This is a genomic window from Peribacillus sp. AS_2, from assembly GCF_026891895.1.
In the GTDB taxonomy this organism is placed as follows: Bacteria; Bacillota; Bacilli; order Bacillales; family DSM-1321; genus Peribacillus; species Peribacillus frigoritolerans.
The window spans coordinates 78,271-90,343 of record NZ_JAPTGA010000010.1 but is presented as its reverse complement, the minus strand read 5'-3'; the positions used below and the strand labels follow the sequence as shown (position 1 = coordinate 90,343).

Below are 12,073 nucleotides of genomic sequence, written 5' to 3'. Positions count from 1 at the left end.
TAAACCTTTACTATCTGTTAATATACAGAAAGAGGCAAGGGATAAAATCCCTTACCTCTGCCCAGGCGAACGGCTACGACACTATGTGTTCCCTCACGGTTATCCGTGTTTCGCCAGTTGCACATAGTCTTTTTCATTTATTTTATTCTATCAAACTATTCAGCATTCTTCAATATCATTTTAAAGGTTTATTTCTTTTTTTGCAGAAGCCATGACTCACTAGAAATATCGACGAAACTTGCAGTTTTATCTGCGAAAATAGAAATATATCGTCGAAAACTATGGTTTCATCTCCGAAAATGGGAATATATCGTCGAAAACTACCTCTTTATTATAACTCTAAATAGTAATAAGACTAAAAACAGGAAGGAAATGATCATAAACGGAATGGTCGTTGTAAACAGGGTGACCCATCCGCTTGTCTCTTTGTATGGTGTAAACTCCATTTTTTCTATATCATTTTCCTCTGCAGCATTATTCATTCTATCTAGCGAAGTTTCACTATTTGGGACAGACGCGACAAAGTATTGATCCTTTTCATACCCTGCCAGCCGACCGCTTATTTCAATCACACTTTTTCGCTGCTCCGCCTCTATAAATGTCACTTTTCTATCCGCTAAATTTGTAAAAAATTCATCGTCAGTTAATTTCTCAGTCGGTTCTTCGTCATTATTAAAAACCAGCACAACCCCCAAGCTAATCAAGAAGCTTATTAAATAAAATATTTTACTACGGAAAATCTGTTTCATCTCATTCCTTCTCCTACATTAAGCAAGCTATAGGAAATAGTAACATAAAAAGTTAATTATTGGAATATCCTAGGCCGATTAGTTGCTAATTGGATAATATTAGTAAAAAATAAGAAGTATAGCAAACTTAAAAAAGGAGGAACCACTATGCTAATAAGAGAGGCGACGTTGGCTGATGCGGAAGGGATAGCGAAAGTCCATGTGGATTGCTGGCGGACCACTTATAAAGATATAATGCCGAGTGATTTTTTAGATAAACTTTCTTATGAGAAAAGGAAAGACATATGGATAAAGAATATAACTAGTAATGGAAATCATGTTTATGCCGCAGAAAATAACGAAGGAAAAATCGTAGGATTTATATGCGGAGGGAAAAGGCAGACGAATCAAGTTGAGGATTCGGGCGATTTAACTGCGATATATATCCTCGAAAATTCACAAAGAATGGGGATAGGTAAGAAACTCATCAAAGAATTATTCTTTAAATTCGAAGAACTGGGATTCAAGACAATTTTCGTAGAGGTGCTTGAAGATAATAAATCTCGATACTTCTATGAGGCATTTGGTGCTGAATTGCTTAAAACCGAAAAAATCAAAATAGCTGGTACTGAATTGAATCTATTGGTTTATGAGTGGAAAGACATTAGCCCCGTATTGTTATGAATGAAATTCAGCTAATATTGCTAAAAAAGGCACAGTCCTTCGTGAAGGATTGTGCCTTGCTTTTTATTTAATCTTGATTAAATCCGCTTTCGTCCATGTAAAATACTTCCCAAGAATGGCCGTCGATATCCAGAAAACTCCAACCGTACATGAAACCATGATCAATGGCTTCATTGAAAGGCTTTCCGCCAACATCCAGTGCCCTATTCACGATCTCATCGACTTCTTCCTTGCTTTTAACGGACAGGGCGACGATGGTTTCCTTACTCGCAGCAGAATCAGGGATTTCCTTCTTGGTAAACGTTTTAAAGTATTCTTCCACTAACAACATGACATATATGGACTCACTTATCACCATGCATGTCGCATTTTCATTGGTCATTTGCTCGTTAAACTCAAAACCGACCTTTGTGAAAAATTCTATTGAGGCATCCAAATCTTTAACAGGCAAGTTTACAAAAATCTTTTCTGCTTGAATTCCCATCCAATTCACCCTCGCTTGATTTTATTTGTTCACTCACCTACTATTCGCTGCAATTTTCGATTTTCCTGCTTGCAGCCTAAAAGGAGAAATCAGCATGGAATCTTTCTTTTCATTTCAAATAAACACTCATGATCTCCGTATCGTTAATAGTTGCTTGGGTATTATTTGTTTTTTCCAGTTTTTCAACCAGCTCGCCATTCGTGACAACGATCGGAGTAACGATGCTTGGAGCGTTGGATTTTAGAAAATCGATATCAAATGTTACAAGCTTGTCTCCTGCTTTTACCCTTTGCCCTTCTGCGACATGGACTTCAAATCCCTCGCCTTTAAGGTTAACTGTTTCCAAGCCAATATGAATCAACAATTCTATGCCATTCTTCGTACGGAGGCCTAGGGCATGTTTAGTATGAAAAACCTGGATCACTTCTGCATCGATTGGAGATACGACCAACCCTTCCTCAGGGAGAATCGCTATTCCGTCCCCCATCATTTTCCCGGAAAACACCGGATCCGGAACATCTTCTATTTTTATTACTTGTCCGTTTATAGGAGCAAGCAGTTGTTCCACACTTTCTTTTTTGCTGAATAATTTTTTGAACATATTATTTCCACCTTTCTCTTTCGGTCCTTAAATCCTTGCAGTTCATACTCTCATATATTAAGCATTTTGTGAATTCTGATAATAATCGATGCTATTTTTTCTTTTGAGATTTGCCTTCTGCTTTTTTCCTTTTGTTCGCTTCCACTCTAAATATAACCATCTCGGTTATTAATTCATAAGGAATTGGCTTGTTTAGTGGAAACTGAACGGCCCCTTTTGAACATTTATATTCAGATAAGGCAGATTCAAACGCAGAGATCGCGCTTGGAGTTGGATAGAATCCTATATGTTTTTTATAAGCTGCGAAATGTACCAGATTTCCATATAAAACAAAGGTAGGCATTTGATAGCTTATCTTCTCTTCTGCATCCGGTGCTGCATCCTTTATGACTTTTCTTAACGTTTTTAATATCTCCTGAACTTCCTCGGGAAAGTGTATGATATATTCATCAATTGAATGAAATGTATTGGTTCCCACCATCATTTCTCCTTTCAGAACTCCAAACTACAATACTCTTATTATAACATTCTTCACCTGCTAACTCCTGGATTGAATCCCTTTGTATTTCACTAACCTATATTTTTTAAAAACTCTTCCATTCTATTCATTACACCTTCAAGCACGATGATCGTCCTTGAAGTATCGAAAGGTTCAATATCCAAGGAATGATTTGCATGCGGGATTTTATTCATGCTTATGTTCGGTTTATTTTCAATCGCTTGAATTTTATCTGGAATATAATGATGATCTTTTTCACCAATAACTATATGTGCTGAATGATTGCAGCTCAATAACCCATCAAAAATCGAATCGAACTTTAATGGATGCTTGAATATATCCTGGTCATAGGCGTAATGAATATGCACGACATCATACTGATTTTGAAGCATGATCATCGTCGAATAATAGAATAGCGGCTTCTCATACGTGTACCCTGCACCTGAAAACATAAAACAAATGGCCGGACTTCCGGTTTCAATATGTGTGTATGTAATTTCTTTTTCATTACTATTTATTTTTCTTTGGTTAACCTCCATGATAGATTCCTCCCATTCCATCGTTTGCTTTATATATTCATTAGCTACTCGCTGCATTCCTCCTTAATCGATACTATCTAGATAGAGTCCAAGAATAAGGTTTCGTTTTTCATCAGGAATAGGTATACTTTAGCTATCAACCTATTTTATGGAAATTATTTGATGATCGATCAATCCATGCCTTAAAGGAGAGTGTTTAATGAAAATCAAAACGTTATGTTTCATTCTTGTCCTGCTAGTCACTGGTCCCATGGGCACGATTCATGCAAGTGCTAACGATCAAAAGGTGAAAGAACTGGATATCGGTGATTCCTTCGATGGTGCGGAAGGCACGATGGTACTCCAAAACTTAAAAAATGATAAGGTATTTATCTATAATAAACAGAGAAGTAAAGTACGCTACAAACCAGAATCGACATTCAAAGTGGCAAATGCATTAATCGGTTTACAGACAAAAGCAGTGAGCGATGAATATGAAGTGAAGCGCTGGGATGGCGTAATCAGGGAATTTGAAGATTGGAACAGAGATCATACGCTTGCTTCAGCCATGAGGCATTCCGTGATTTGGTATTATCAAGCAATGGCCCGCGATATCGGGGCGGAAAACATGCAGCAGTATGTGAACCTGCTCGATTACGGCAATCGTGATATCTCCGGCGGGATCGATCAGTTCTGGCTGGATAGCAGCATAAAGATTTCTGCCCGGGAACAAGTCCAATTCATGGAAAAGCTTGTAGAGGAAAAGCTGCCTATCGATAAGCAGCATATGAGAACCGTAAAGAGAATCATGATTAATGAAGAAGCGGACTCATATGTCCTCCATGGAAAAACCGGTACACGCCTTTCTGATATGGGATTGGGCTGGTATGTGGGGTACATCGAAACGGACAAAGGGGAATGGGCCTTCGCAACGAACATGGATGGCAGCGGAAGCAAAGCCAAAACGATTACGCTTGAAGCGCTGAAAGAGTTGGATATCATAGAAGAATAAACGTTCACGCATGCTCTTAATTAGGGCATGCGTTTTGCTTTGTCTAAAAAGATCGCTGAACCTATTTCTTCAAATATTCATGTGGCATTGCCTGATATAAAGCCTTTTTTTGGTTTGTCCAATCAATAAAAAGAAAATTATCATCTAATATAGTATGGATAGTATAGAAAGGGGGATTAATAGTGAAATTAACGGAAATCAAGAAATCTTATGATGTAATCATTCCTTGCGGCAGTGCTTGCACTCCCGCTTTGAACCTAAGAAGACTTGGCTTAAGAAGATTTTCTTTGCCTCTTGACTGGGTCTTTACCGAGTCATTTGCAGAAGTGGCCAGGCTATATAGTAATCAGTTCAAGGAATATATGGAATTGAAGAACTTGACTTTAGTAGATGGTTCCGGTACTTATTTTGACGATGACATAGATATAAATGCTGTAAATACCTATTTTGTAAGAGATAACCATTATAAAGTTACTTCAGTTCACGATTTCCCCATCCTGCCTGATAAAGAATGGTTTGAAACATATCCTGATTTCAAAGAGAATTTAGATAAAAGAATAGCAAGATTCATTGAAACGATCAAAGATAGCGATTCAATCCTATTTGTAAGATGGTCAACAAAATATGAGCAAGCCACTTTGTTTCAACAAGTAATGAAGGACATGTTAAAAGAAAAGGAATTTACTGTATTAATACTAATCCCCTCGGATGATGCAACAAGTATTTCTGATTTAGCATGGAACATAGAAAATGTTTGTGTTTTAGAAGTACCTAACCAAGTTTGGGATGAGGCGATTTGGGATCAGGTTTTTAGTGGCATACAATTAAATAGTCAGGATAAATCCCTGAGCGAACAAGCTCGATGTGTTAATGATTTCAATAACCCGAAATCTTGCAGCAGAAATAAAAGAAGTTGAAGAGAAAGGCATCCGCCAAAAGCGGATGCCTTTTCTTCTTGACGGGAGTCAAGTTAACCCTATCTCCCGTTTTCTGCTTTGTTTTAATAACGCAGGCTTTTGAACTTGCTGTGAGAGTGAGGTACATTCAGCAAATGAAAACTGTTTACACCCTTTACAACGGTTCTCATCCAGTTTGGATAAAGCTTTATTGATGGCATCACCCGTACTGGAAAAGAACTGTTCCTCACCAACCAGTTCAATAAATCCGGTTTTTCTCAGCATTTCTTTAGGTTCCTGTTGAATTCCTGAAATCAGCACTTGCAGGTTATGAAACTTGAATTGCTTCACGATGTCGGTTAGCAGTGCTTCCCCCGATGTATCGATAAAGGACACATTGCTCATTCTTAATAGAAGGACTTTTGGTTTTGATCGCATTATTTCCTCGATTTCTTCTTGCAGCCTTTCGATTGTGCCAAAGAATAAAGGTCCTTCTATCGTATAAATGTTAATCTGCGGGCAGCTTGAACCTTGTTGCACCATTTCTGGTTTAACTAGTTTATCAGCTGGATCTGGTAATACCTTTGATAATTTCAATGTACCGCTCATCAGTTTAACGAACGATAGAATGGCTAATAGTAATCCGATCCCGACGCCTGTTGTCAGGTCAATCACTACGGTTAACACGAAGGTAACGAGCAATACGACCGAGTCCATGGTTTTGGCTTTTAAAATATGCGAAAATTCTTTGCGTTCGCTCATGTTCCATGCGACAAACATAAGAATCGGGGCCATGCTGGCCAAAGGAATGGCCGAAGCATAAGGCGCCAAACTGACTAACACCAGCAATACCACCAACCCATGAAGCACGCCTGATATGGGGGAGACTGCACCGTTTTTAATATTCGTCGCAGTACGGGCGATGGCACCTGTAGCCGGAATGCCTCCAAATAAAGGCGCAATCATATTGGTCAATCCTTGTCCCATCAGCTCTTTATTGCTGTTATGTTTACTGTTGGTCATGCCGTCTGCCACTACAGCGGATAAGAGTGATTCAATACCTCCAAGCATGGCGATGACCAAAGCAGCCGGAAGGAGTTCAATCACCAGACCGCCAGTGATATGGGGAAACTGAAAATGGGGCAATGCATTAGGAATGGCGCCATATGCCGATCCTATGGTCGCTACCTGACCTGGAAAGAATAAGCTGGCGACAAGAGTTGATACAATCAATCCCAGCAATGCTCCAGGGATTTTCGGTAAATATTTTGGAGTTAATATGACGAGAGTCAGACTTATGCTAGCTACCAGTACACTATAGATATTCACTGTATTGAGGTTCACTAAGATTTCTTTCATATTTAAAAGAAAGACCTCTTCTTTTTTTAAGTTACTGAGTCCAAAGAAATTGGCAATCTGCCCCGAGAAGATGATCACGGCAATTCCAGCTGTAAAGCCGATGGTAACTGGACGCGGAATAAACTTGATGAATCTTCCCAGTTTGAAGACACCTAAAAGAAAAATCATGATACCTGCCAGGAAACCGGCGATTAACAGTTTTTCATATCCGTACTGCATGACCACCCCTAACAAGACCGGGACAAAGGCTCCGGTCGGGCCTGCAATTTGATATTTCGATCCGCCAAAAAGGGAGACCATGATTCCTGCAATAATCGATGTGTACAGTCCGTATTCCGGCCTTACTCCAGAGGCAATGGCAAAAGCCATCGCTAAAGGAATCGCTACTATCCCAACTACCACCCCGGCAACCAGGTCTTTCTGAAAATGGTCTAAGTTATATCCTTCAAACCTGCTAGAACCCATCATTTTATCGCTCCTTCTTTTATTGAATATGCATTTCTTCCTTGCTGACCATATTGCTATATCCATCTATGATTCGATCCAGTTTACCCGTTTCGGGATGGATGACCATACCGTGGACGGCAATGGAATCCGGTAATAATGGATGGTTTTTGATCAAATGGACACTATTCCTTACACTCTCCTCAACGCATTGAAAGCCTGTCAGCCACTTTGATAAATCAATACCAGAGTTTGTAAGGATATCAATTTGCTCCTGGCTGATTTTCTTCTCCTTTGCGGCATCAAGCAGTGAAGAGGATTGAAGCCCCACCATACCGCATCCGTGATGTCCGATCACACACACTTCCTCCACTTTCAGCTCATAAATGGCGACAAGGATACTGCGCATAATGCTGCCAAATGGATGAGAAACAATGGCTCCGGCGTTTTTAATGATTTTCGCATCTCCATTTCTTAACCCCATCGCCTTTGGAAGCAATTCCAACAGCCGGGTATCCATGCACGTTATGATGACGATCTTTTTATCTGGAAACTTTGTCGTTTGAAACCTTTCATATTTGTTTTGATCGACAAACGTCTTGTTGTAATCCAGAATGCTTGAAATAACAGACATTACTGATTCTCCTTTCTCTTTGCAAAACTTTGTTAAGGTGTAGAAATATGATGGACTGTTTTATGTACAATAATCCAGATGCCTTTCATCCACTCGCTTCTTTGGCTCTGTTTTATCATTTGGTGCTTTATTCCATGTTAGAGATAGTTAATTAGAGTTAAATGATAGAAGGATTAGAAATTGGTGAGAATTATTACAGTTCCTTCTCTTTTTTTTGCATTTTCCTTACTCACCAAAGCCAAAAAGGGTGATGCATATTAGACAGCTAATAGCATCACCCTTTTTTTTGCTTTATTCAATTTACGTCTAGATTAGTAAACCCTTATGAGCCACTATTTTATTCAGGGCCATCATTATCGTTCTCTTCGTCATCTTCCCACGTGATTGTTTTTACTTCCTTCGTGTAGCCGTCCACTTGAACGACTGCGTCTCGATCGTCCTCCAATTCAACTTCGACCAAATAATAAGGTGTCTGATCTAGAGGTTGATAAAACTCTGTATCGTCACCTGTTCCTTTTACATGTTTTTCGGCAATCGCAATTGCTTCGCTTTCTGTAATGATACTATCTGCCACCAATGTCGAGTCAATTATAGCTCCTGTATATGGATCGAGTATCAAGGTGATTTTTTCGTTATTCTTATTTACCACTGCTTTATAAAAGGAGTTGTCTTTCTCCTGTACAAAATCAATTTGTTCCAGGTCACCTTGTGAGGAAATACGCGTCTTTATTTCGTTTTGGGTCAGTAGCTTTTGGTGTGCTTTTTCCGTAGTCGCTTCAGCTGTATGACCAATGGTTTCTTTTTTTATAGAACGGACTTCCCCGCTTTTCGCATCCATCCTAATTTGATAGACCCCGGTTTCAAGCTGCATTTCAATCTGATATTCTTCACCTTCACTTTTTGTTGTCTTCATAATGGTTCCAGGAAATTTATCCTTTGCTGTCTGGTTCACTTCTTCTTTCGTCAAACTTTCCGCGGATAATGATGGAGCCCACCATTGAAATCCGACGAATGATAGCAGACCAAAAACAAGAGTCGATCCGGCTGTTATCAGCACTTTTCTAATCTTCATCGTATCCCCCATCCAACATCATTCTGGCTTAATTAAATAAAAGAGTAACGATCGTTCCCCTGCCTTCGAGACTGTCCATTTCAATCCGTACATCTATTGCATCAGCAATTTCCTTTGCCACGGAAAGCCCCAATCCAGATCCGCCTTGCTTTCTGTTTCTAGCTTTATCCACACGATAAAAACGATCGAACACTTTTGGCAATTCAGCCTTTGGAATTCCATCCCCTCTGTCTTCGATGCGGATATATGCTTCATTACTTGTTTGTCCTATGTAGACGGAGATTAGCTCGTCACTATACTTTCTGGCATTGTCTAAAAAAATAAACAAAAGCTGTTTTAACTTTTGAACATCCGTTACTGCTTCAATTGCATCGCCACTATAAATCTCCACTGTCCGATTGTACGCATTCTTATATACTTTCGCTAACTCTGCCATGATATCGGTCAGATTGACGTTTTCCTTCTCTATATTCCATTTTTCCTGATGCCTTGCAAGCAGGAGCATTTGCTCTGTCATCTCTCTCATTCTAATGGCTTCAGAATGAATGGCTTCTATGGATTCATCAAACAAATCAGGACGCTCCAACCCTTTTCTCTTCAAAAGGCTTGCATAGCTTTCGATGACAGTTAGCGGTGTTTTTAATTCATGTGAAGCATTCGATACGAATTGCTCCTGCTTTTCGAAGTTGGCCTGCAGTAAATCGATCATGTGATTAAACGTTTTTCCCATTTCCACAAGCTCATCCTTTGATTTTTCTTCTAGGCTAAGCCGCTTAAATTGGCCGCTAGTTTGAATTTCCTTCATCGTATCGATCATCGATCGAATCGGACGGGCGATGAAGTTACTAAGAATAGTGCTTGATATCAGAACTGGTATCATGGCAATGATGGTTACAGCGATTAATACGATGCGGAGAACAGCGAGCATTTCTTCGGTTGCTGACATGCTTTTGGTGATTTGAAGATTAACTACACTTCCATCCCCCCAAACGATCGGGTTTGAAACGAATACATACTTTTTCTGCTGATAAGTGATGATCTCGCTCTTCTCACCGGGGTAAAAGCTGCTATTTCGATTGCTTAATTGTTTTTCAGAATTGGATGTAACAGCTGTTCCTTTTCGTTGACCTTCGATTACGATACCAATCATGCCATCTATAGGCAGATAGGCTCGAAGTAAATCATTTGGAGATATATTATTAACATTTTCACTAACATCAAAGGCAATTTTCCCCGTCTCCGCTTTCGCACGGTTCATTTCATTCACCATCATCAGATTACTGAAAACAAAATAAATGGAAACATTCATCAAAAGCAGCAGGAAAATGAATAACACCGCAGTATATAAGTTGATTTTCTTGCGAAGTCTCATTTTGCTTCCTTCATGACGTAGCCAACGCCTCTTACGGTATGAATGAGCGGCGTTTCAAAGCCATGTTCGAGCTTTTTGCGAACATATCGGATATACACATCCACCACGTTTGTTTCTCCCTGGAAATCATACCCCCAAACCGCTCCCAGAATTTGATCACGGCTTAGCACCTGACGCTTATTCTTCAGTAAATATAGAAGTAAATCATACTCCTTTGGCGTTAGTTCAATATGGCTATCACCTCTAATGACCTCGCGTGTTTTGACATTCACTTTTAAATCGGCAGTATTTAGCCATCCACCGATTTCAGCTTCCATTGAAGGTGCAGCAGGCCGCATTCTTAAAACCGCACGAATTCGGGCAAGCAATTCCTCAATTTGGAAAGGTTTGGTGATATAGTCATTCGCGCCGAGATCAAGACCGGAAACTTTATCTTCAACCGAGCCTTTTGCCGTTAACAGGATGACAGGAGTGATATTATTCTTCGTTCGAATTTTCCGAAGCAGCTCGATCCCGCTTATGCCCGGAAGCATCACATCCAATAAGATCAAATCCCACTTTCTTGATTGATATGCTTCAAGGGCCTCCTTGCCGTCCATTGCCTTTCCAACTTGATAGCCTTCGATTTCAAGCTCCAATTCAAGCAGTCTTAAGATCTTTTCTTCGTCTTCCACGATCAGTACTGATTCTTTATTCATTTGGAAGACCTCCTTTTGTGTGGGACTCTCCCCATTAATTGTCATTCATTTTCAAATTAAATCGATTGGATTATCGGTAAGTATGCCTGTTCGTTCAATAAGAAAAAGGCTGCCTCAGCAACCTTCCCTGTTTTGAAGTAAAGCATTTGTCAGTTGAAAAGGTCAGGTTATTAAAGAAACCATTCACCTTGAGCAATTTTCACTACTTTACCTCCAACATGAACGTCGATTTCCCCATTATCATCACTTGCTTTTAAAAACAATAAAGAAGGTCTTTCGATTTCGTATCCTTGTTCTACGCGAATGTCTATTTCACTTCTTTCAAAATACCCGTATTTAACTAGGTAAGCAGCTAAACATCCATTAGAACTGCCAGTGGCTGCATCTTCGGGAATACCATAATAGTCCGCAAAGTCGCGAACATTCAAATCATTTTTCGAATCATATGTTTCTGGAGAAAAAACCATAATGGCTTTTGCATCCATATGTTCAATTAACTCAAAATATTTTTCTCTATTTATCTTTACTTTTTTAACGGCTTCCAATGATTTTAATGGGACAACAAGCACTGGAAGTCCCGTCGAAACTTCTTGAATGGGGAATCTATCATCTATGTTTTCTTTATGTATATTTAAAACTTCAGAAATTTTATCTGTATCTAAAATCCGGCCAAAAGTTGGTTGATTTTGTTTCATCCATAGAAGCTCTTCTTGATTATTGAATGATACTGTTATCTGTCCACCTTTAAAGTTTAAAATAATGTTATCCAATGGTGCTTCTAATACTTCGTTTTGAATGATATATGCAGTTCCTATAGTCGGATGTCCAGCAAATGGAACCTCTTCATTAGGTGTAAATATCCGGACATCATAACCGCCATCATTTTTTGAATCAGACAAGATAAAGGTAGTTTCGGAAAAATTAATTTCTTTGGCTATCTGTTGCATTTCTTTATCCGGAATATTCCCAGCGTTTTTAAAAACCGCGAGTTGGTTTCCTGTATATTTTCCATTTGAAAACACATCAACAATAGAATAATTAATCCTCTCCATCAGACTCCCCCTCGTTTACT

14 protein-coding genes and 1 riboswitch are annotated in these 12,073 nt (G+C 39.3%); of the genes, 3 read left to right on the top strand and 11 right to left on the bottom strand.

Features of this window, described 5'->3' with window-relative positions:
* Positions 1-52: 52 nt before the first annotated feature.
* Positions 53-131: riboswitch (ZMP/ZTP riboswitch) on the bottom strand.
* Between the two features lie 189 nt (positions 132-320).
* Positions 321-749: an ATP-dependent metallopeptidase FtsH/Yme1/Tma family protein gene (locus OTG27_RS18120; protein ID WP_268937655.1), complete on the bottom strand. Its 429-nt coding sequence runs from the start codon at positions 747-749 to the stop codon at positions 321-323.
* Between the two features lie 147 nt (positions 750-896).
* Between OTG27_RS18120 and OTG27_RS18115 the strand changes: the two genes are divergently transcribed.
* On the top strand, positions 897-1,412 hold the full coding sequence (locus OTG27_RS18115; RefSeq protein ID WP_268937654.1) for a GNAT family N-acetyltransferase: 516 nt from the start codon (positions 897-899) through the stop codon (positions 1,410-1,412).
* A gap of 67 nt (positions 1,413-1,479) precedes the next feature.
* On the opposite strand, the gene OTG27_RS18110 is transcribed toward OTG27_RS18115, so the two are convergent.
* From OTG27_RS18110 to OTG27_RS18095, 4 genes are all read right to left on the bottom strand, one after another.
* Positions 1,480-1,896 carry a VOC family protein gene (locus OTG27_RS18110; protein ID WP_187050019.1) on the bottom strand — a complete coding sequence of 139 codons (417 nt, stop codon included), beginning with the start codon at positions 1,894-1,896 and terminating at the stop codon, positions 1,480-1,482.
* Between the two features lie 109 nt (positions 1,897-2,005).
* Positions 2,006-2,497: a PTS sugar transporter subunit IIA gene (locus OTG27_RS18105; protein WP_048687174.1), complete on the bottom strand. Its 492-nt coding sequence runs from the start codon at positions 2,495-2,497 to the stop codon at positions 2,006-2,008.
* Between the two features lie 91 nt (positions 2,498-2,588).
* Positions 2,589-2,978 (bottom strand): iron chaperone, encoded by a 390-nt coding sequence (locus tag OTG27_RS18100; protein WP_374941269.1) that lies wholly within the window; start codon positions 2,976-2,978, stop codon positions 2,589-2,591.
* An 89-nt stretch (positions 2,979-3,067) separates the two neighbouring features.
* On the bottom strand, positions 3,068-3,535 hold the full coding sequence (locus OTG27_RS18095; protein ID WP_268937652.1) for a hypothetical protein: 468 nt from the start codon (positions 3,533-3,535) through the stop codon (positions 3,068-3,070).
* 199 nt (positions 3,536-3,734) lie between these two features.
* Between OTG27_RS18095 and blaOXA the strand changes: the two genes are divergently transcribed.
* Positions 3,735-4,526, top strand: coding sequence for a class D beta-lactamase (blaOXA, locus tag OTG27_RS18090; protein WP_268937651.1), 792 nt, complete (start codon positions 3,735-3,737; stop codon positions 4,524-4,526).
* 182 nt (positions 4,527-4,708) lie between these two features.
* Positions 4,709-5,443 carry a DUF1796 family putative cysteine peptidase gene (locus tag OTG27_RS18085; protein WP_268937650.1) on the top strand — a complete coding sequence of 245 codons (735 nt, stop codon included), beginning with the start codon at positions 4,709-4,711 and terminating at the stop codon, positions 5,441-5,443.
* Positions 5,444-5,491: 48 nt separating this feature from the next.
* On the opposite strand, the gene OTG27_RS18080 is transcribed toward OTG27_RS18085, so the two are convergent.
* The 6 genes from OTG27_RS18080 to OTG27_RS18055 form a co-directional block, all read right to left on the bottom strand.
* Entirely contained in the window at positions 5,492-7,249 is a 1,758-nt protein-coding gene (locus OTG27_RS18080; protein ID WP_268937649.1) for a SulP family inorganic anion transporter, read from the bottom strand.
* 16 nt (positions 7,250-7,265) lie between these two features.
* A complete protein-coding gene (locus OTG27_RS18075; RefSeq protein WP_268937648.1) occupies positions 7,266-7,859 on the bottom strand; it encodes a beta-class carbonic anhydrase in 594 nt (197 codons plus the stop codon).
* Between the two features lie 337 nt (positions 7,860-8,196).
* Positions 8,197-8,931 (bottom strand): PepSY domain-containing protein, encoded by a 735-nt coding sequence (locus tag OTG27_RS18070; protein ID WP_268937647.1) that lies wholly within the window; start codon positions 8,929-8,931, stop codon positions 8,197-8,199.
* Positions 8,932-8,959: 28 nt separating this feature from the next.
* Positions 8,960-10,303, bottom strand: coding sequence for a sensor histidine kinase (locus OTG27_RS18065; RefSeq protein WP_268937646.1), 1,344 nt, complete (start codon positions 10,301-10,303; stop codon positions 8,960-8,962).
* Positions 10,300-11,001, bottom strand: a complete 702-nt coding sequence (locus tag OTG27_RS18060) for a response regulator transcription factor (RefSeq protein ID WP_034304119.1) — start codon at positions 10,999-11,001, stop codon at positions 10,300-10,302. The genes OTG27_RS18065 and OTG27_RS18060 overlap by 4 nt, the downstream gene beginning before the upstream one ends.
* Before the next feature lie 170 nt (positions 11,002-11,171).
* Positions 11,172-12,053 (bottom strand): PhzF family phenazine biosynthesis protein, encoded by an 882-nt coding sequence (locus OTG27_RS18055; protein WP_063575238.1) that lies wholly within the window; start codon positions 12,051-12,053, stop codon positions 11,172-11,174.
* Positions 12,054-12,073: the final 20 nt, after the last annotated feature.

Excerpts from the sequence above, each read along its gene's own strand:
- OTG27_RS18060 (WP_034304119.1), bottom strand. The coding sequence starts at position 11,001 with ATGAATAAAGAATCAGTACTGATCGTGGAAGACGAAGAAAAGATCTTA.
- OTG27_RS18075 (WP_268937648.1), bottom strand. The coding sequence starts at position 7,859 with ATGTCTGTTATTTCAAGCATTCTGGATTACAACAAGACGTTTGTCGAT.
- OTG27_RS18100 (WP_374941269.1), bottom strand. The coding sequence starts at position 2,978 with ATGGTGGGAACCAATACATTTCATTCAATTGATGAATATATCATACAC.
- OTG27_RS18120 (WP_268937655.1), bottom strand. The coding sequence starts at position 749 with ATGAAACAGATTTTCCGTAGTAAAATATTTTATTTAATAAGCTTCTTG.
- OTG27_RS18105 (WP_048687174.1), bottom strand. The coding sequence starts at position 2,497 with ATGTTCAAAAAATTATTCAGCAAAAAAGAAAGTGTGGAACAACTGCTT.
- OTG27_RS18055 (WP_063575238.1), bottom strand. The coding sequence starts at position 12,053 with ATGGAGAGGATTAATTATTCTATTGTTGATGTGTTTTCAAATGGAAAA.
- OTG27_RS18110 (WP_187050019.1), bottom strand. The coding sequence starts at position 1,896 with ATGGGAATTCAAGCAGAAAAGATTTTTGTAAACTTGCCTGTTAAAGAT.
- OTG27_RS18095 (WP_268937652.1), bottom strand. The coding sequence starts at position 3,535 with ATGGAGGTTAACCAAAGAAAAATAAATAGTAATGAAAAAGAAATTACA.
- blaOXA (WP_268937651.1), top strand. The coding sequence starts at position 3,735 with ATGAAAATCAAAACGTTATGTTTCATTCTTGTCCTGCTAGTCACTGGT.
- OTG27_RS18115 (WP_268937654.1), top strand. The coding sequence starts at position 897 with ATGCTAATAAGAGAGGCGACGTTGGCTGATGCGGAAGGGATAGCGAAA.
- OTG27_RS18080 (WP_268937649.1), bottom strand. The coding sequence starts at position 7,249 with ATGATGGGTTCTAGCAGGTTTGAAGGATATAACTTAGACCATTTTCAG.
- OTG27_RS18070 (WP_268937647.1), bottom strand. The coding sequence starts at position 8,931 with ATGAAGATTAGAAAAGTGCTGATAACAGCCGGATCGACTCTTGTTTTT.
- OTG27_RS18065 (WP_268937646.1), bottom strand. The coding sequence starts at position 10,303 with ATGAGACTTCGCAAGAAAATCAACTTATATACTGCGGTGTTATTCATT.